The organism is Lysinibacillus odysseyi 34hs-1 = NBRC 100172 (genome assembly GCF_001591965.1).
Taxonomy (GTDB): Bacteria; Bacillota; Bacilli; order Bacillales_A; family Planococcaceae; genus Lysinibacillus_B; species Lysinibacillus_B odysseyi.
The window spans coordinates 39043-57596 of sequence record NZ_BCVX01000002.1 but is presented as its reverse complement, the minus strand read 5'-3'; the positions used below and the strand labels follow the sequence as shown (position 1 = coordinate 57596).

Here is an 18554-nt window from a genome sequence, read left to right as displayed (position 1 = left end):
TGTTTTTCAGTTCGATATTTCACATACCATAATAATTTAACATAGACTCTACATGCTTGCAAGATATTTCGCACATACTTTCAAGAAAAAAACCTTTACACCTTATAAAGGCTTGCTGTTTTAGGAAAGTAAACCCTCTTTTCACTGTAACTGCTAGACTTCAACGAACGTTTTCTTTTATAATCAATCTTTGTGTAGTACAATATAGACAGTCAAAAAGAGCCAAGGAGGCATATGTATGTCAGTAGAATTAAAAAATGAATTCGGTCAAATTGATATTTCCAATGACGTCATTGCACAAATTGCCGGCGGCGCCGCAATCGAATGCTACGGAATTGTGGGAATGGCGAGTAAACACCAAATTCGTGATGGCTTGACAGATATTTTACGAAAAGAAAACTTTGCAAAAGGCGTATTGATCCGCCAGGACGGCGAGGATTTGCATATTGATATGTACATTATTGTAAGCTACGGAACAAAAATTTCGGAGATCGCCTACCAAGTACAGTCGACAGTAAAATATACAGTGAACAAAACATTAGGCATGAGCGTAAAATCAGTGAACATTTTTGTTCAGGGCGTACGCGTAATGAATGTGTAAGAGGAGGATTTAAGGCGAATGAAGTCATTAGACGGAATTAAATTTGCAGAAATGGTACAGATGGGTGCACATCACCTATACCAAAATGCAAGTTATGTAGATTCGTTAAATGTGTTCCCGGTCCCAGACGGAGATACAGGAACGAATATGAATTTGTCGATGACGTCAGGTGCAAAAGAAACGGAAGCGAACATAAGTGAGCATATCGGGAAGACAGCACAGGCGTTATCAAAAGGATTATTAATGGGTGCGCGCGGCAACTCAGGCGTTATTTTATCGCAATTATTCCGCGGCTTTGGGAAAGCGATTGAAAAGGAAGCGGCAATCGATGCGAAGGGGCTGGCTGCAGCTTTCCAAGGCGGTGTGGATACGGCGTATAAAGCGGTGATGAAGCCGGTGGAAGGAACAATTTTAACAGTGGCACGCGAAGCAGCGGCAAAAGGCGTTGAAGTTGCAGAAACAACGGATGATCTGGTTGTATTGATGGAGGCCTTTGTAGAAGAGGCAAAAGCATCATTAAATCGTACTCCTGATCTATTGCCTGTATTAAAAGAAGTCGGCGTTGTTGACAGTGGTGGACAAGGGCTATTATTTGTATATGAAGGCTTTCTTGCTTCCTTAAAAGGGGAAGAGCTTCCGGCACGAAATGATGCATCTTTGGACGATTTGATCAATGCAGAGCACCATCGTGTTCAGGATTTCATGAATACAGAAGATATTGAATTTGGCTATTGTACGGAAATTATGGTGCGGTTTGAAAAGGAAAAAGAGCCGTTCAGTGAAGAGCAGTTCCGTGATGAACTGAATCCATTTGGTGATTCGCTGCTGGTTATTTCTGATGATGAAATTGCGAAAGTACATATTCACACAGAAACACCTGGTGCCATTTTATCGGCGGGGCAAAAGTACGGAAGCCTTATCAAAATCAAGGTGGATAATATGCGTGAGCAGCATTCAGCGATCGTGGGTGATTCTTCTGCTCCAGTGGCTCTACCTGCCAAAAAAGAGCAGCATCCTTATGCAGTTGTCACAATTGCAATGGGTGAAGGAATTGCCAACCTGCTTCGTTCTATTGGTGCCTCCTACGTTATTGAAGGCGGTCAGACAATGAACCCGTCAACAGAGGATATTGTAAAAGCAGTGAAGGAGATCGGTGCTGAGCGTGTGCTGATCCTGCCGAATAATAAAAATATTGTGATGGCGGCAGAACAGGCGGTAGAACTGCTTGATATTGAAGCAGCTGTTGTACCGACGAAGACAATTCCTCAGGGAATGGCAGCTATTTTGGCATTCAACCCTGAGCTGAGTGTTGAAGAAAATAAGGGAAATATGACAGAAGGTTTTGCCCACGTAAAAACTGGTCAGGTGACATATGCAGTCCGTGATACATCAATTGATGGTGTGGAAATCCACAAGGATGATTATATGGCACTGGCAGAAGGCAAGATTATTCTATCAACACCACAATTGATGGACGCTGCAAAAGAAGTAATCGGCAGTTTGGCTGATGAAGACAGTGAAATCATTACCATCATTTATGGAGAAGATGCAACTAAAGAACAAGCAAATGAACTGGTTAGTTTCATCGAGGAAAACTTTGCGGACGCGGAAGTGGAGCTCGTTGAAGGGAAACAGACATTATATCCATTTATCTTATCAGTTGAATAATGTATAAAAAGACCAGAGACCCCATGAGTACGTACTTACAGGGGTCTCTTTCCTTTTGAATAAAATTTGTTTTGATTAGCTTCATTCCTGTGTATAATCGGAAAGAAAAGGTTCTTTTAAGAAGAGTTTTAATTTAAAGCTATAAATTCTTGCATGAAAAGTTGAAAGATTTGTAGAAAAGGCCTGTTGCTTGATAAACTAAAGGTATGAAAAAATTGTGGGAAAATTGAAGTGGGAAGGTGACTTGATGAAATTTACATCCGTTTTTGACATTATCGGTCCCGTTATGATCGGTCCGTCAAGTTCGCATACAGCGGGTGCGGCACGGATCGGCCGGGTAGCACGTGATTTATTCGGCCGGCAGCCGAAACAGGTAAAAATTCATTTATACGGTTCTTTTGCTGAAACATATAGAGGCCATGGAACGGACGTCGCGATTATAGGTGGTCTCTTAAACTATGATACGTATGATGAACGAATCAAAACAGCTTTTGAAGATGCAGCAGCAGCGGAGATGGAATTTGAATTTATCCCGGAAGAAGCACATAAGGAGCATCCTAATACAGCACGTATTGTTATGAGTGATGATGATGGGGAGATGAGTGTAGAAGGGATATCCATTGGAGGCGGGAAAATTGAAGTCAGTGAGGTAAATGGCTTTAAACTGCGCCTGACTGGTGGTATGCCGGCTATCCTCGTTGTGCATAACGACCGTACAGGCTGTATTGCCAATGTAGCGAATTGCTTGGCTATGCATAATGTGAATATTGGCCATATGGAAGTATCCCGTATTGAGCGGGGGCATACAGCGCTAATGGTGATTGAAGTGGACCAAAATATTGAAGACCGGGTTTTAGACCAGATTTCATATATTCCGCATATTACAAAAGTCTCGAAGATTAATAATTAGGAGGGCTGCAACGTGGACGTATTATTTCAAAATGTAAGAGAATTAGTTGCCCTGGCGGAAAAAGAGAATAAACATATTTCTGAGCTTATGATTGAACAGGAAATAATGATTAGTGGCCGCAGCAGAGAAGCGATCATGGAACAGATGGATCGCAACTTGACAGTAATGGAAGAAGCAATTGAACGGGGCCTAAAAGGAGTTCAATCTGTCACTGGCTTGACAGGGGGAGATGCTGTACTTATCCAAAACTATATTGCCAGCGGAAACTCCCTATCAGGAGAGCTGCTGCTGGATGCGGTAAGTAAGGCAGTGGCGACAAATGAAGTAAATGCAGCGATGGGAACAATCTGTGCCACACCGACAGCCGGCTCGGCAGGAGTTGTCCCGGGAACATTGTTTGCTGTTAAAAACAAGCTGAATCCAACTCGTGAACAAATGATCCGTTATTTATTTACATCAGGGGCATTTGGCTTTGTTGTAGCAAATAATGCTTCCATTTCGGGTGCAGCTGGCGGATGTCAGGCAGAGGTAGGATCTGCTGCGGCGATGGCAGCAGCGGCCATTGTAGAAATGGCAGGCGGAACACCTCAGCAGTGTGCAGAAGGCTTTGCGATCACATTGAAAAACATGCTTGGGCTTGTATGTGATCCAGTAGCAGGATTAGTGGAAGTACCATGTGTAAAACGAAATGCCATGGGTGCTGCAAATGCACTCGTAGCAGCCGATATGGCTCTTGCCGGTGTAACAAGCCGCATTCCTTGTGATGAAGTAATCGGAGCAATGTACCGCATTGGGCAGTCAATGAGCCCGAATTTAAAAGAAACGGCCCGAGGCGGACTGGCTGCGACACCTACAGGAAAAGCAATCAGTAAGGCGATTTTTGATAACGGCGGCTTACAGAGCATTAAATCATTGCAGTAGGGAAGACAGGCCGGGTACATCTTCTTTTTGCCATATTATCTAAAGATACGTGAAGACAAAGTTGTAAACCGGCTTTGTATTCACTCAGAAACACACGATCAATAACATCGTGTGTTTTTCTTTTGTCTTCTAATGAATAAAAATCTGTAAGTCAACAGCCTATGAATAGAGAGGAAAAGGTATATTTAGAGGATAAGAAGAAAAATAAATGTTACAATTGAATAGTAGAAAACAGAACGTATGTTGTGAAAATAAGAATAGAAAAAATGCGAGAGCAAGGAGCAATCGTAATGGAAGGGGGAAGGCTCTTCGCGGAAATTTTGAGTGAGGCTTGATGGCTGATATTAGCTTCATTGCAGGAATTTTGGAGGAGCTGTCGGGCAAGTGAATATTACCGAACCAGTATCGAATATGAAAGGTGTCGGCAAGGAAACAGCAGAACAGTTGGCATCTCTCGGCATAGAGACAGTCGAGGATTTGATTTGGACGTTTCCGTACCGGCATGAGGACTTTACATTAAAAAATTTAGCTGAGACACCACATAACGAAAAAGTAACTATTGAGGCGAGAGTAGAAAGTGTTCCTGCTGTTACTTATATGGGAAAGAAATCCCGTTTGACTGTAACAGTTCTGGCAGGACGACATTTGGTGAAAGTCGTTATGTTTAATCAGCATTATTTAAAACAAAAGCTAACACCAGGTGCCATTATTACGGTTTCAGGGAAATGGGACAGGGGTCGTCAAGTGATCGTCGGCTCGACTATTAAATTTGGCCCAAAGCAGGAACAAGGAGATTTTGAACCGGTTTACAGCTTGCGTAATACAATACATCAAAATCGTTTCCGCAAAATAATGCGCCTGGCACTTGATGAGGCAGGGAATAATATTCCTGAAACGCTGCCCTTATCCATGTGTGAACAATATAAGCTGCTTCCTCTGCAAGAGGCGCTAGAAGGAGTTCACTTTCCAAAGGACCCAAACCATGTGAAGCAGGCAAGACGACGTTTTGTGTTTGAGGAACTGCTGGCATTCCAGCTCCGTATACAGGCACTTCGCAAAGCAAGACAGGATCAGGAAAAGGGACTCCCCATTCATTACGATCTAGAAAAGTTGCGGGCCTTTATCCAGACATTGCCGTATGAGCTGACAGGTGCACAAAAGCGGGTTGTCAATGAAATTTGTAAAGATTTAAAATCTCGGCACCGTATGAACAGGCTGCTTCAAGGAGATGTAGGGTCCGGGAAAACAGTAGTGGCAGCTATCGGCTTGTATGCAGCTGTCACAGCGGGTTTTCAAGGGGCGTTAATGGCGCCAACGGAAATTTTGGCAGAGCAGCATGCCGAAAACTTATATGCCTGGTTCGAACCACTCGGTGTACGTGTGGCGCTGCTTTCCGGTTCTACAAAAGCAAAAGCAAGACGGGACATACTCGAACGTCTGGCAAACGGAGAAATTGATATTTTAATCGGAACCCATGCGCTCATTCAGCCTGATGTGGAATTCAAGCAGCTTGGCTTTGTTATTACAGATGAGCAGCATCGCTTTGGTGTTGAGCAGCGCCGTGTCTTGCGCGATAAGGGGCAAAACCCGGATGTGCTCTTTATGACGGCAACCCCTATTCCACGTACATTGGCAATTACGGCTTTCGGGGAAATGGATGTATCTATCATTGACGAACTACCGGCAGGAAGAAAAGAAATCGAAACACATTGGATGAAGCATGAACAGATTGGGGCAGTTTTAACGAAGATGGAAGCAGAGCTGGCAGCAGGGCGTCAGGCATATGTTATTTGTCCATTAATTGAAGAATCAGATAAGCTTGATGTGCAGAATGCTGTAGAGGTGTTTGAACAACTGACGACATATTTCCATGGTCGTTTCAATGTAGGACTTATGCATGGGCGTTTACATCCGGATGAAAAGGATGCGGTTATGCGGGCATTCAGTGAGGGAAATATCCAGGTACTGGTATCGACAACGGTTGTAGAAGTTGGGGTGAACGTACCCAATGCAACGTTTATGGTAATTTACGATGCAGAACGTTTTGGCCTTGCACAGCTTCATCAGCTGCGAGGACGGGTTGGACGCGGAGAGCACCAATCCTATTGTGTACTATTGGCCGATCCGAAAACCGAAGAAGGAAAAGAGCGGATGATGTCAATGACGGAAACGAATGATGGCTTCCGTCTTGCTGAAAAGGATTTAGAGCTTCGGGGGCCGGGCGACTTCTTCGGTAAAAAACAGAGCGGACTGCCTGAATTTAAAATGGCGGACCTAGTACATGATTACCGGGCATTAGAGGTGGCACGCCAAGATGCAGTGCGGCTTATTGAAAGCGAAACGTTCTGGTCGTCCGAGGAATACGAACCATTACGCACTATGCTTGCAGCGTCCGGCGCTTTAGAAGGCGAACGTATTGATTGATGGAAAAATAGAAGAATGAAAAACGATAGAGGAGAACGCAACGATAAAAAATTTTGTTGCGTTCTTTTTCATAGTTATGTATATTGGTATTAGTACCAAGTGCTAATACTTAATGAGAAGGTGACGGATGACATGAAACGTACAAAAAAAGAACGTCAGCAATTGCTTACAGAAACGATTGCAGACAATCCATTCGTCACTGATGAACAGTTAGCACATCAGTTCGGCGTTAGTGTCCAGACAATCAGGCTTGATCGGATGGAGCTTTCTATTCCTGAATTGCGGGAACGCATTAAGGATGTAGCGTCTAAAAACTATGAAAATGAAGTGAAATCACTTCCACTGGATGAAGTGATTGGTGAAATTATAGATATTGAATTAGATAAACGCGCACTCTCTATCTTCGATGTCGGTGAAGAGCACGTCTTCCAACGTAATAATATTGCACGGGGGCATCATTTATTTGCCCAGGCAAACTCCCTTGCAGTAGCGGTGATTGATGATGAACTGGCATTGACGGTGAAGTCCAATGTGGCGTTCGTAAAACCTGTAAAGGCGGGAGACCGGGTTGTGACGAAGGCAATCGTGCGTACACAGCATACGGAAAAAAATCGTACAATTATAGATGTCACTTCGACAGTAAATAATGAAGTGGTATTTACAGGTGAATTTGAAATGTACCGCACGAAAGGTGGAAACGAGACATGAAACTAGCAGTAGATGGCATGGGCGGTGACAAAGCCCCGCAGGCAATTGCGGAAGGGGTCATGCAGGCACTCGAAGAGTTTGAAGATGTAGAAATTTTATTATATGGCCGGGAAGAGGCGATGAAGCCTTATTTAAAGGAACATCCGCGTCTTGCAGTCATCCATTGTGAGGAAGTAGTAGAAGGCGATGACGATCCGGCCCGTGCAGTACGTCGTAAAAAAGACTCTTCCATGGCACGTATGCTGGAGGCAGTGGCAGAAGGAACAGCAGATGCTTGCCTTTCAGCTGGAAATACAGGTGCGCTGATGGCGGGCGGTCTGTTTAAAGTAGGACGGATTGAAGGGATACAGCGTCCGGCTCTGGCCACTACTCTTCCGACTCTCGATGGCAAGGGCTTCCTGATGTTGGATTTAGGGGCAAATGCAGATGCAAAGCCGGAAAATTTACTCCAATATGCCATTATGGGCGATATTTATGTAAAAAAAGTACGTGGCTATTCTGCTCCCCGGGTTGGTCTGTTGAACATTGGCACAGAGGACAAAAAGGGAAATGAGCTGACAAAGGCAGCATTTGATCTGCTGAAGGAAGCAAACATGCACTTTGAAGGCAATGTGGAAGCACGTGAGCTTCTAAACAGTGTAGCGGATGTCGTAGTAACGGATGGCTTTACGGGCAATATGGTCCTCAAAACAATCGAAGGGACAGCAGGTGCATTATTTTCCATGCTGAAAGATGCCTTGACATCTTCTACAAAGGCGAAACTCGGTGCCGCTCTAGTAAAAGGTGACTTAAAAGTACTAAAGGAAAAAATGGATTATACAGAGTATGGTGGGGCGGCATTATTCGGCTTAAAAGCACCAGTTATTAAGGCGCATGGTTCATCGAACGCTAGAGCAGTACATAGTGCTATTAAACAGGCGCGTACGATGGTGGAGCACAATGTGTGTAAAACGATACAGGAAACGATTACGAAAGGGTAATCGGTCAGTAGCAAAGGGGAGCTAAAGATGACGAAAATAGCTTTTATTTTTCCGGGACAAGGCTCGCAGCAAGTAGGAATGGGTGCAGAGCTTGCCGGAACAGGTGAAAATAGTAAGACGTTTTACCAAGCAGCAGATACTGCACTTGGGTTTGCATTATCTAAGCTGATGCTGGAAGGACCGCAGGAGGAGCTGACATTGACTTACAATGCACAGCCGGCACTCCTGACAACAGGTGTTATGATTGCCCAACGTTTAATGAACGAGGGCATCAAACCGGATTATACAGCTGGTCATTCATTAGGGGAGTACAGTGCATTCGTGACGTCAGAAGTGATGTCCTTCGAAGATGCAGTGCAAATTGTTCACAAACGTGGTTTATATATGGACGAGGCGGTACCGGCAGGTGAAGGTGCCATGGCAGCAATTTTAGGAATGGATTCTACCGAGTTGGCAAAAGTTTGCGAGGAAGTAAGTGCATCAGGGGTGACTGCCCAGCTTGCAAACTTAAATTGTCCGGGACAAATCGTTATTTCCGGAACAAAAGAAGGCGTTGAAAAAGCTAGCGTTTTAGCAAAGGAAAGAGGGGCAAAACGCGCCATTCCCCTAACTGTAAGCGGACCTTTCCACAGCTCCTTAATGCAGCCGGCTGCTCAAAAGCTTGCAGCGGCAATTGAGGAAGTGGAAATGAAAAAACCAGCCATTCCTGTCGTCAGCAATGTAACGTCTGTGTTACTTGAAGAGGTGGCAGAGATCAAGAAAGAAATGATCGATCAAGTATCCAGCCCGGTCCAATGGGAGCAAAACGTAAGAACGTTACTTGACCTTGGTGTGGACATCTTTATTGAATGTGGTCCGGGCAAGGTATTAGCCGGCCTTGTAAAGAAAATCGACCGTAAAGCGACTGTCTATAGTGTGTATGATGAAGCGACACTGACACAGGTCGTTGAGGCGTCTAAGGAGTGGACACAATGTGTTTAACAGGTAAAACTGCTGTTGTAACGGGCGGTTCCCGTGGGATTGGCCGTGCAATATGCATTGAACTGGCAAAGCAGGGTGCAAATATTGTAGTCAACTTCAGCGGCAGTGAAGCAAAGGCAGCAGAAGTAGTTAAAGAAATTGAAGCACTTGGGCCAAAGGCGGTAGCAATCCAGGCAAATGTAGCAGATAGCACTGCTGTTGAAAGTTTAATGAAACAGGCATTAGAGGCGTTCGGCACAATCGATATTCTCGTAAATAATGCCGGCATTACCCGGGATAATTTATTAATGCGTATGAAAGAACAGGAATGGGACGATGTAATAGATACAAATCTCAAGGGCGTATTTCTTTGTACAAAAGCAGTCACGCGTCAAATGATGAAGCAGCGTGCAGGCCGTATCATTAATATCTCCTCTATCGTAGGTGTAGCGGGGAACCCGGGACAGGCAAATTACGTCGCTGCTAAGGCAGGAGTAATTGGGTTGACAAAGACGACGGCACAGGAATTGGCAAGCCGCAATATTTTGGTAAATGCCATTGCCCCAGGCTTTATTACAACAGAAATGACGGACGCCCTACCGGAAGAAATCAAGGAAACAATGCTAAAGCAAATCCCGCTGGCAAAACTAGGACAGCCGGAAGATATCGCAAAGGCAGTTGTATTCCTGGCATCTGACAGTGCAAATTACATTACAGGACAGACGCTGCATATTGACGGCGGACTAGTTATGTAATTAGATAATATATTTGAGGGGAGGTGACCGATTTGGCTACAGTATTTGAACGTGTTTCAAAAGTAATCGTAGACCGTCTAGGTGTTGACGAGAGCGAAGTGAAAGTAGAAGCTTCTTTCCGTGAAGATCTAGGTGCGGATTCATTAGATGTCGTTGAGCTTGTTATGGAGCTTGAAGATGAATTCGATATGGAAATTTCAGATGAAGATGCTGAAAAAATCGCAACAGTTGGTGATGCCATCAACTACATCGAAAGTAAAGTCAGCTAATGATACAGAGGTACAAAAACACGGGTGTTCGTGTTCTTGTACCTCTTTTTCATTATAATATTTGCACAATAAAGGAAAAACCTTTGCAAAACACGACTTTTTATGAGAATCTCTTTGCGTTAACTGATACAACGAGGTAAACTAAACGTTAGAAACTGAGTAAGGAAGGCAGATTGTCCATGACGATAAGAAAAAAAGGAAATAATCAGAAATCTGGTGTATTCCCGGAAAAAGTTCGGGAATCTTTTGAACAATTGCAAAGTGAACTGGATGTTTTGTTCAATAATAAAAATTTGCTGTATCAAGCATTTACCCATTCATCCTATGTGAATGAACATCGTCGAAAGCTATTTACGGACAATGAGCGGCTGGAGTTTCTAGGAGATGCTGTTTTAGAACTGTCTGTGTCGAAATTCCTATTTGAAAAATACCCGCAAATGAGTGAGGGTGAGCTGACAAAATTACGTGCATCTATTGTCTGCGAGCCGTCTTTAGTTATTTTTGCGAATGAATTGGAATTTGGCCGATATGTATTGCTTGGAAAAGGAGAGGAATTGACAGGTGGCCGTGAACGTCCTGCGCTCTTAGCTGACGTATTTGAATCATTTGTCGGTGCACTTTATCTTGACCAAGGATTAGAGCGGGTAGTAGCATTCCTGGAGAAAGTCGTGTTCCCAAAAGTAGAACTCGGTGCTTTTTCGCATGTGATGGATTTCAAAAGTCAGCTGCAGGAAATGGTGCAGCAATCGAACAACGGTATATTGCATTATGAAATCGTTGATGAAAAAGGCCCGGCTCATAACCGTACCTTCGTATCCCGTGTCCTATTAAATGAGCAGGAGCTTGGGGTAGGTAGAGGCAAATCGAAGAAAGAGGCTGAACAGCAGGCGGCGCAAAGTGCGATGCAAACGCTAAAGCAGCAAGCACAAAAGGGGGAGTAATATGTTCTTAAAGCGACTTGAAGTAATGGGCTTCAAATCTTTTGCAGAGCGTATTGGTATAGATTTTGTCCCAGGTGTAACCGCAGTGGTAGGCCCGAATGGCAGTGGAAAAAGTAATGTAACGGATGCGATTCGCTGGGTATTAGGTGAACAATCCGCAAAATCTCTTCGTGGATCAAAAATGGAAGATGTTATTTTTGCCGGCAGCGAATCACGCAAACCGCTGAATTTCGCGGAAGTGACATTGGTTTTGGATAATACAGACGAACGAATTGCTGTTCCCTACACTGAAATCAGTGTGACAAGACGTGTGTATCGTTCAGGTGATAGCGAATATTTGCTTAATAATCAAACATGTCGCCTGAAGGATATTACGGACTTGTTTATGGATTCTGGACTTGGAAAAGAAGCGTTTTCGATTATTTCCCAAGGACGGGTCGATGAGGTATTAAACAGCCGTCCAGACGATCGCCGTCTCATTTTTGAAGAGGCGGCAGGTGTGCTGAAATACAAGCAGCGGAAAAAGAAAGCCGAGCATAAGCTTGTTGAGACCGATGAAAACCTACATCGGGTACTGGACATCCTCCATGAACTGGATAATCGCCTGGAACCATTGCAAATCCAAGCTTCAACAGCCAAGGATTATGTACGCATGAGCACGGAACTAAAGGACTTTGATATTTCATTAATCGTTCATGATTTACATGTTTGTGCAGAGCAGCTAGGCTCAATGCAGAAGGAATTTGCTGAGTTAGAGTCAAATGAACTTCTGCTTGCCGGGGAAATAAGCACAGCAGAAAAAAGCTTGCGTCAAGTACGGGCAGAGCTGAAAACGTTGGATGGACAACTGGATACTTCACAGGAGGATCTGGTTGAAGCAACGGCTGAAGTAGAACGATGGGATGGTCGCAAGGCTCTGATGCATGAAAAACGCTCAAATGCCGAAAAGCATTTGAAGCAGCTGGAAGCCAGCCTGCAAATCGCAATGGAGGAAGCGAAGAAACATCGCTTACAAGAGACAGAGAAACGAACGCTGTTTGATGCAAAGCAGCAGGAAGTATCATCATTAAAACAGGCTATCAAGCAACTGGAGCAAGCATTGACACGCTCTGTAACTGAAATTGAAGAAGAGATTGAAACATCTAAAAATAAATATATCGACCTCTTGAATGAAGAAGCAACAGTCAAGAATGAGCTGAAACATATTGATCAGCAGTTACAGCAGCAACAGGAGACGGCGGAACGAATTACAGATCGTTCAGCAGGCATGCAGAAAGAATTAGAGCATACAATGGCCGAGAAGGAAATTGTAAGTAAACAGCTAAAGAAGATACAGGAAGAGCTAAAGGAGAAGCTCAATCTGTATACGGACATGCAACATTCTTTGAAACAAGTATCTGTGCAGCTGGACGAGAAGCAAAACCTTCTTTATAAAGCATATCAGTATCAGCAGCAGCTAAAGTCGCGCCGTGAAACATTAGCGGAACTTGAAGCAGATTTTTCCGGCTTTTTCCACGGTGTTAAGGAGGTCCTTTTGGCTAGAGACAAAGGGGAATTGGCTGGGATTGAAGGGGCGGTTGCCGAACTGTTACAAGTAACGGGGGAATACTCCCAGGCGATTGAAACGGCGCTTGGTGCGGCGAGTCAGCATATTGTGACGCAAAACGAACAGCATGCCCAGCAGGCAATTTCCTGGCTGAAAAAGCGTCGTGCCGGTCGTGCAACATTTCTACCGAAGTCTGTCATGAAATCCCGCCGCTTGGGAGAGAACCAGATTTCAGCCGTATCTAGCCATCCTTCGTTTGTAGATATGGCATATAACTTGGTGACATTTGAGGAATCAAACCGTTCTATTATTGAAAATCTGCTTGGGAATGTACTAGTTGCCGCAAGCCTCGATGGAGCAAGCCAAATTGCCCGCATGCTCGGTTTTAAATACCGGGTAGTAACGCTTGACGGCGATATCGTAAACGCAGGCGGCTCGCTGACAGGTGGCTCTGTTAAGCAGCAAACGTCTCTGTTTACACGAAAAGCGGAGCTCGATGATTTATCAGTGAAAATGGGAGAGATGGAGCAATCCATCCAATCAGCCGAACGTACTGTAGCAATTGAAAAGGAAAAGGTTACCGCATTACGGGATGAGCTGGAGGAAGTGCGCCTTTTAACCGAGGAGCTGCGTACACAGGAGCAACAGCAAAAATCCGCCCTATTAGAGCTTGATATGCAGGAGAAAAATTTGCGGACAAGTGTGACACTTGCTACGAGTGAGCAGACATCTATGTCAACACGTCACGAAACACTTGCCGAGCAAAAGGAGCAGGCAGAAAAACGTCTTCAGGAACTTTCAACTGAATTGGCAGAGTTAAATGAGCTCGTGGAACAGTTGACGATTGCCAAGGCTCAAGGAGATACGCAAAAGGATGTTCTCCGTGATCAAATTGGAGAGAAGCGTTCACAGCTCGCCGTAGCCCAGGAACAGCTTTCACAGTTGCAGTTGACAATAGCGGATGTGGCTGTAGGATTGTCGAAATCCAACGAATCAATCGAAAAAATTTCCCAGGAAATCGAATGGTTCCAATCAGACGCAGGCTTAAATGGCCCTTCTATGGAGGAAATTGAGCGATCAATTGTCGAATGGAGTATAAAGAGACAAACATTACTCGATATCATTGCAGAAAAACGGGAGCAGAAGGAAGCTATGCAGGCAAAGCTGGCCACAATCGAAGAAGACATGAAAGAAAAGCAGCGAATGCATAAAGGCTATATGGAAGCGATTAATACATTATCGATTAAACGCAGCCGACTGCAATATGACCAGACGAACCTATTGACACAGCTTGAGGAAAACTATGAGCTGACAGTGGAAGCAGCGGCTGAGTTAGCGGAAGAAATTGAAGATGTAGAGCAGGTCCGAAGAAAAGTGAAGCTGCTGAAGCAATCAATTGAAGAATTGGGACCTGTCAATTTGGCCGCAATCGAGGAATTTGAACGCGTTCAGGAGCGCCATGCGTTCTTGACGGAGCAGCGTAATGATTTACTGGAAGCGAAAGAGACATTGCATGAAGCAATTAAGGAAATGGACGGCGAAATGTCAACCCGCTTCCATGACACGTTTACAAATGTCCGTGCCCAGTTTAAAAATGTCTTCCGTGAGTTGTTTGGCGGCGGTCAGGCAGATCTTGTGCTGATCGATCCTGAAAACCTGCTGGAAACAGGAATTGAAATTGTTGCTCAGCCTCCCGGTAAGAAGCTGCAGAGCTTAAGCTTGCTTTCAGGTGGAGAACGTGCACTGACTGCTATAGCTTTATTGTTTGCTATTTTAAATACACGTCCAGTGCCATTCTGTATCCTGGACGAGGTAGAGGCAGCACTAGACGAATCTAACGTGATTCGTTACAGTCAATATTTGAAGAAATTCAGTAAGGATACACAGTTCATCGTTATCACCCACCGTAAAGGAACAATGGAGGGCGCGGATGTTCTGTATGGTATTACTATGCAGGAATCCGGTGTATCGAAGCTTGTTTCGGTAAAATTGGAAGAAGATGTGCCTGTAGGATAAAGGAGTGTAGGAAATGAGTTTTTTTAAGCGATTAAAAGAGAAATTGGTCGGTTCCGCAGAACAGGAAAAAGAAGAGCTTCTGGAAGAAACAAAAGAATCTGAAGCAGAACTGGAAGCACAGGGGGAAGGGTCTGATGATAAAGAGACTGCACAAGTCCCAGCGACGGAAGAGCCTGTTTATGAAGAGTCTCCTGTAACAGAACCAGTGCAAGAGGAAATTCCGGCAGTGGAATCAACTCCAGCATTGATAGAGAAAGAGGTTCAAGAGGAAGAAGCAGAGGAGGAGAAAAAGCCTTCTGCTTGGTCAATTACACAAAAATTCAAAATGGGTCTTGCCAAAACGCGTAATTCCTTTACTTCAAAGGTGAATGATTTAGTTGCCCGCTACCGGAAAGTGGATGAAGATTTCTTTGAGGAGCTTGAGGATGTACTGCTGCAGGCGGACGTTGGTTTCGAAACAGTGATGGAGTTAATGGAGAAACTGCGTTTTGAAGTGCAGCGTAAAAATATCAAAGATACAGAAGGGATTCAGACAATTATCTCTGAAAAGCTTGTTGAGATTTACGAATCAGGTGAAGAAAATCTGACCGATCTTGCTATGCAGCCTGCTGGTGAACTGACAGTCATTTTATTTGTAGGGGTAAATGGAGTTGGGAAAACAACGACAATCGGTAAGCTGGCCCACCGCCTAAAATCAGAAGGAAAATCAGTGCTGCTTGCTGCAGGCGATACATTCCGTGCGGGTGCCATTGATCAACTGCAAGTATGGGGTGACCGTGTAGGCTGTGAAGTCATCAAGCAATCGGAAGGGTCAGACCCTGCTGCTGTTATGTATGATGCTATTCGTGCGGCGAAAAATCGCGGTGTCGATGTGTTAATCTGCGATACAGCGGGACGTCTGCAAAATAAAGTAAACTTGATGAATGAGCTTGAAAAAGTGCACCGCGTCATTTCACGCGAAATTCCAAATGCGCCTCATGAAGTGTTATTGGCGCTTGATGCGACAACAGGCCAAAATGCATTAGTACAGGCACAAATGTTCAAAGAGGTTACAAATGTGACGGGGATTGTACTGACAAAGCTTGATGGTACAGCAAAAGGTGGTATCGTTCTTGCAATCCGCAACAAGCTGCATATCCCGGTGAAATTTGTAGGGCTCGGCGAGAAAATGGATGATCTGCAGCCGTTCGATGCAGAACGCTATGTATACGGTTTATTCGCAGAAGGCTTAGAAGCTGAACTGAAAAATATGGAAGACTAAAGAACACTCTCTTTTCCGTAAATGGAAAAGAGAGTCTTTTTTCTAAGCTCTTATAAATGATCATATATAAAGGCAATGGTATAATAAGCGCGGCTCCTTTTCAGGGCCGCAGATAGTTGAAAAGACAAGGAAATTACCTTGACAGTAGACAGGGAAAAGATTTATGATACAGTTGACTAAATATGAATGGAGAGATAAAAGTGCTACTTGAGAAAACAACACGCATGAACTTTCTCTTCGACTTTTATCAGGCATTATTGACGGAAAAGCAACGTAGCTATATGGAGCTTTATTACTTGGACGATCATTCGCTTGGCGAAATTGCGGAGTCCTATGATGTATCAAGACAAGCAGTTTATGATAACATCCGCCGTACAGAAGCAATGCTTGAAGAATATGAAGATAAATTACGCTTATTAGAAAAATTTCAGCAGCGTCAGCGTATTTTAAAAGAGCTGACAGACGCAATAGAAGACGAAAGTGCCGCGAAGGAAGCTCGTCTCGCGTTAATTGAGCAAATAAGGGAATCGGATTAGGAGGCGAATAATTTGGCATTTGAAGGTTTGGCAGAACGGCTCCAGGGAACCATTCAAAAAATTAAAGGTAAAGGGAAAGTTACCGAACAAGACGTGAAGGAAATGATGCGTGAAGTTCGATTTGCTTTGATCGAAGCCGACGTTAACTTAAAAGTGGTTAAAGAGTTCGTGAAAAAAGTAAGTGAACGTGCAGTAGGTACTGATGTAATGAAATCTTTAACACCGGGCCAGCAGGTTATTAAAATCGTACAGGACGAATTGACTTCATTAATGGGCGGCGAACAAAGCCCAATCAAATTCAGTACTCGTCCGCCGACAGTTATTATGATGGTTGGGCTGCAAGGTGCCGGTAAAACAACGACAACAGGGAAGCTGGCAAACGTTCTCCGTAAAAAGTATAATAAAAAGCCGCTTTTGGTAGCAGCTGACGTATACCGTCCGGCAGCCGTTAACCAGCTCCAAACAATAGGAAAGCAGCTCTCTATTCCTGTTTTTGCCCTAGGTACGGATATTTCCCCCGTGGAAATTGCCCGCCAGGCGATTGAGCATGCAAAAGAAGAACATCATGATGTTGTAATCATTGATACAGCAGGGCGTCTGCATATTGATGAGCAGTTGATGCAGGAGCTAAAGGATATCCGTGAGTTAAAAGAACCTGACGAAGTGTTCCTTGTTGTCGATGCAATGACAGGGCAAGATGCTGTCAATGTAGCGCAAAGTTTTAATGAAGCTGTAGGCATTACAGGGGTCGTATTGACGAAGCTTGACGGTGATACACGCGGTGGTGCCGCGCTGTCGATCCGCTCGGTAACGGAAAAGCCAATCAAGTTCGTTGGTATGGGCGAAAAGATGGATGCTCTCGAATCATTCCACCCAGAGCGTATGGCATCCCGTATCCTTGGTATGGGTGATGTCCTTTCATTAATTGAAAAAGCACAGGCCAATGTGGATATGGAAAAGGCAAAAGAACTGGAAGAAAAGTTCATGACGCAGACGTTCACATTCGATGATTTTATTGAACAGCTGCAGGCTGTGAAGAAGATGGGGCCTTTAGATGAGCTATTAAAAATGCTTCCGGGTGCGAACAAGATGAAAGGCCTGGATAATGTAAAGGTTGACGAGAAGCAGATGGGCCGCATTGAGGCAATCATCTATGCGATGACGCCAACGGAAAAAACGAACCCTGACATTATCAATGCAAGCCGTAAAAAACGCATTGCAACCGGTTCAGGAACAACAATCCAGGAAGTAAATCGATTACTCAAGCAGTTTGAAGAAATGAAGAAAATGATGAAGCAGATGACAGGTATGGCACAAGGAAAAGGCAAGAAAAAAATGAAATTGCCGGGATTCGATTCATTATTTAAATAAAAAAAATAGGTGTTAAGAAAAAACACTTTACAAACCACACAAACATTGATAATATACTATCTTGTGTGAAACTTATTCGGAGGTGCTAAAATAATGGCAGTTAAAATTCGCTTAAAACGTATGGGAGCTAAAAAATCTCCTTTCTATCGTATTGTAGTAGCTGACGCTCGTTCACCACGTGATGGCCGTCAAATCGAAACAGTAGGTACTTACAACCCACTTACAACTCCAGCTACAGTACTAATCGATGAAGAGAAAGCTCTTAAATGGTTAGCTGATGGCGCAAAACCATCTGATACTGTTCGTAACCTGTTCTCAGAACAAGGAATCATGGAGAAATTCCATAACCAAAAATTCAGTAAATAATCGGAGGTATCTATATGAAGCAGCTGATTGAAACGATCGTGAAACCGTTAGTCGATTATCCGGATGAAGTTCGGATCGAAACGGACGAAAACGAAAGTCGAATTGTTTATAAACTTTTTGTTCATCCAGAGGATCGGGGAAAAGTGATAGGCAAACAGGGCCGCGTCGCTAAGGCGATTCGTACAATTGTTTACTCAGCAGCTAGTGGATACCATAAGAAAAAGACGTACGTCGATATATTGGATTAAAAAAGGATATTCTGAGCGGAATATCCACACAATAAAAAGAGGAGGAGGCGCTGGCTTTCTTCTCTTTTTCTAT

General features: G+C 44.0%; 17 protein-coding genes. All 17 read left to right on the top strand.

The annotated features are described in order from the left end of the window. The first annotated feature begins 238 nt into the window (after positions 1 to 238). The 17 genes from BOD01S_RS03130 (at position 239) to BOD01S_RS03050 (ending at position 18481) form a co-directional block, all read left to right on the top strand. On the top strand, positions 239 to 601 hold the full coding sequence (locus BOD01S_RS03130) for an Asp23/Gls24 family envelope stress response protein (protein WP_036151177.1): 363 nt from the start codon (positions 239 to 241) through the stop codon (positions 599 to 601). An 18-nt stretch (positions 602 to 619) separates the two neighbouring features. Then, entirely contained in the window at positions 620 to 2269 is a 1650-nt protein-coding gene (locus tag BOD01S_RS03125) for a DAK2 domain-containing protein (protein ID WP_036151174.1), read from the top strand. 247 nt (positions 2270 to 2516) lie between these two features. After that, the gene (gene sdaAB / locus BOD01S_RS03120) at positions 2517 to 3179 is read left to right on the top strand and encodes an L-serine ammonia-lyase, iron-sulfur-dependent subunit beta (protein WP_036151172.1); all 663 of its coding nucleotides are present in this window, start codon (positions 2517 to 2519) and stop codon (positions 3177 to 3179) included. 12 nt (positions 3180 to 3191) lie between these two features. Then, positions 3192 to 4100, top strand: coding sequence for an L-serine ammonia-lyase, iron-sulfur-dependent, subunit alpha (sdaAA, locus tag BOD01S_RS03115; RefSeq protein WP_036151170.1), 909 nt, complete (start codon positions 3192 to 3194; stop codon positions 4098 to 4100). Positions 4101 to 4484: 384 nt separating this feature from the next. Further along, the gene (gene recG / locus BOD01S_RS03110) at positions 4485 to 6524 is read left to right on the top strand and encodes an ATP-dependent DNA helicase RecG (protein ID WP_081977868.1); all 2040 of its coding nucleotides are present in this window, start codon (positions 4485 to 4487) and stop codon (positions 6522 to 6524) included. 132 nt (positions 6525 to 6656) lie between these two features. Beyond that, the gene (gene fapR, locus BOD01S_RS03105) at positions 6657 to 7232 is read left to right on the top strand and encodes a transcription factor FapR (RefSeq protein WP_036151168.1); all 576 of its coding nucleotides are present in this window, start codon (positions 6657 to 6659) and stop codon (positions 7230 to 7232) included. Beyond that, the gene (gene plsX / locus BOD01S_RS03100; RefSeq protein WP_036151166.1) at positions 7229 to 8212 is read left to right on the top strand and encodes a phosphate acyltransferase PlsX; all 984 of its coding nucleotides are present in this window, start codon (positions 7229 to 7231) and stop codon (positions 8210 to 8212) included. The genes fapR and plsX overlap by 4 nt, the downstream gene beginning before the upstream one ends. 27 nt (positions 8213 to 8239) lie before the next feature. Next, positions 8240 to 9193 carry an ACP S-malonyltransferase gene (gene fabD / locus BOD01S_RS03095; protein ID WP_036151165.1) on the top strand — a complete coding sequence of 318 codons (954 nt, stop codon included), beginning with the start codon at positions 8240 to 8242 and terminating at the stop codon, positions 9191 to 9193. Further along, positions 9184 to 9927, top strand: coding sequence for a 3-oxoacyl-[acyl-carrier-protein] reductase (fabG, locus tag BOD01S_RS03090; RefSeq protein WP_036151163.1), 744 nt, complete (start codon positions 9184 to 9186; stop codon positions 9925 to 9927). Before fabD ends, fabG begins: the two co-directional genes overlap by 10 nt. Before the next feature lie 32 nt (positions 9928 to 9959). Continuing rightward, a complete protein-coding gene (acpP, locus tag BOD01S_RS03085; RefSeq protein WP_036151161.1) occupies positions 9960 to 10196 on the top strand; it encodes an acyl carrier protein in 237 nt (78 codons plus the stop codon). A gap of 179 nt (positions 10197 to 10375) precedes the next feature. Continuing rightward, positions 10376 to 11137, top strand: a complete 762-nt coding sequence (gene rnc, locus BOD01S_RS03080) for a ribonuclease III (RefSeq protein WP_036151159.1) — start codon at positions 10376 to 10378, stop codon at positions 11135 to 11137. 1 nt (position 11138) lies between these two features. Further along, positions 11139 to 14699, top strand: coding sequence for a chromosome segregation protein SMC (gene smc / locus BOD01S_RS03075; RefSeq protein ID WP_036151157.1), 3561 nt, complete (start codon positions 11139 to 11141; stop codon positions 14697 to 14699). A gap of 13 nt (positions 14700 to 14712) precedes the next feature. Next, on the top strand, positions 14713 to 15960 hold the full coding sequence (gene ftsY, locus BOD01S_RS03070) for a signal recognition particle-docking protein FtsY (RefSeq protein ID WP_036151155.1): 1248 nt from the start codon (positions 14713 to 14715) through the stop codon (positions 15958 to 15960). A gap of 182 nt (positions 15961 to 16142) precedes the next feature. After that, positions 16143 to 16496, top strand: coding sequence for a putative DNA-binding protein (locus BOD01S_RS03065; protein ID WP_036151153.1), 354 nt, complete (start codon positions 16143 to 16145; stop codon positions 16494 to 16496). Positions 16497 to 16508: 12 nt separating this feature from the next. Then, entirely contained in the window at positions 16509 to 17867 is a 1359-nt protein-coding gene (ffh, locus tag BOD01S_RS03060) for a signal recognition particle protein (RefSeq protein ID WP_036151151.1), read from the top strand. A gap of 93 nt (positions 17868 to 17960) precedes the next feature. Further along, positions 17961 to 18233, top strand: a complete 273-nt coding sequence (gene rpsP / locus BOD01S_RS03055) for a 30S ribosomal protein S16 (protein ID WP_036151150.1) — start codon at positions 17961 to 17963, stop codon at positions 18231 to 18233. Positions 18234 to 18247: 14 nt separating this feature from the next. Next, complete coding sequence (locus BOD01S_RS03050) at positions 18248 to 18481, top strand: KH domain-containing protein (RefSeq protein ID WP_036151148.1); 234 nt, start codon at positions 18248 to 18250, stop codon at positions 18479 to 18481. The last annotated feature ends 73 nt before the right edge of the window (positions 18482 to 18554 follow it).

Excerpts from the sequence above, each read along its gene's own strand:
- BOD01S_RS03130 (WP_036151177.1), top strand. The coding sequence starts at position 239 with ATGTCAGTAGAATTAAAAAATGAATTCGGTCAAATTGATATTTCCAAT.
- BOD01S_RS03125 (WP_036151174.1), top strand. The coding sequence starts at position 620 with ATGAAGTCATTAGACGGAATTAAATTTGCAGAAATGGTACAGATGGGT.
- sdaAB (WP_036151172.1), top strand. The coding sequence starts at position 2,517 with ATGAAATTTACATCCGTTTTTGACATTATCGGTCCCGTTATGATCGGT.
- fapR (WP_036151168.1), top strand. The coding sequence starts at position 6,657 with ATGAAACGTACAAAAAAAGAACGTCAGCAATTGCTTACAGAAACGATT.
- plsX (WP_036151166.1), top strand. The coding sequence starts at position 7,229 with ATGAAACTAGCAGTAGATGGCATGGGCGGTGACAAAGCCCCGCAGGCA.
- fabD (WP_036151165.1), top strand. The coding sequence starts at position 8,240 with ATGACGAAAATAGCTTTTATTTTTCCGGGACAAGGCTCGCAGCAAGTA.
- fabG (WP_036151163.1), top strand. The coding sequence starts at position 9,184 with ATGTGTTTAACAGGTAAAACTGCTGTTGTAACGGGCGGTTCCCGTGGG.
- rnc (WP_036151159.1), top strand. The coding sequence starts at position 10,376 with ATGACGATAAGAAAAAAAGGAAATAATCAGAAATCTGGTGTATTCCCG.
- smc (WP_036151157.1), top strand. The coding sequence starts at position 11,139 with ATGTTCTTAAAGCGACTTGAAGTAATGGGCTTCAAATCTTTTGCAGAG.
- ftsY (WP_036151155.1), top strand. The coding sequence starts at position 14,713 with ATGAGTTTTTTTAAGCGATTAAAAGAGAAATTGGTCGGTTCCGCAGAA.
- BOD01S_RS03065 (WP_036151153.1), top strand. The coding sequence starts at position 16,143 with ATGAATGGAGAGATAAAAGTGCTACTTGAGAAAACAACACGCATGAAC.
- rpsP (WP_036151150.1), top strand. The coding sequence starts at position 17,961 with ATGGCAGTTAAAATTCGCTTAAAACGTATGGGAGCTAAAAAATCTCCT.
- BOD01S_RS03050 (WP_036151148.1), top strand. The coding sequence starts at position 18,248 with ATGAAGCAGCTGATTGAAACGATCGTGAAACCGTTAGTCGATTATCCG.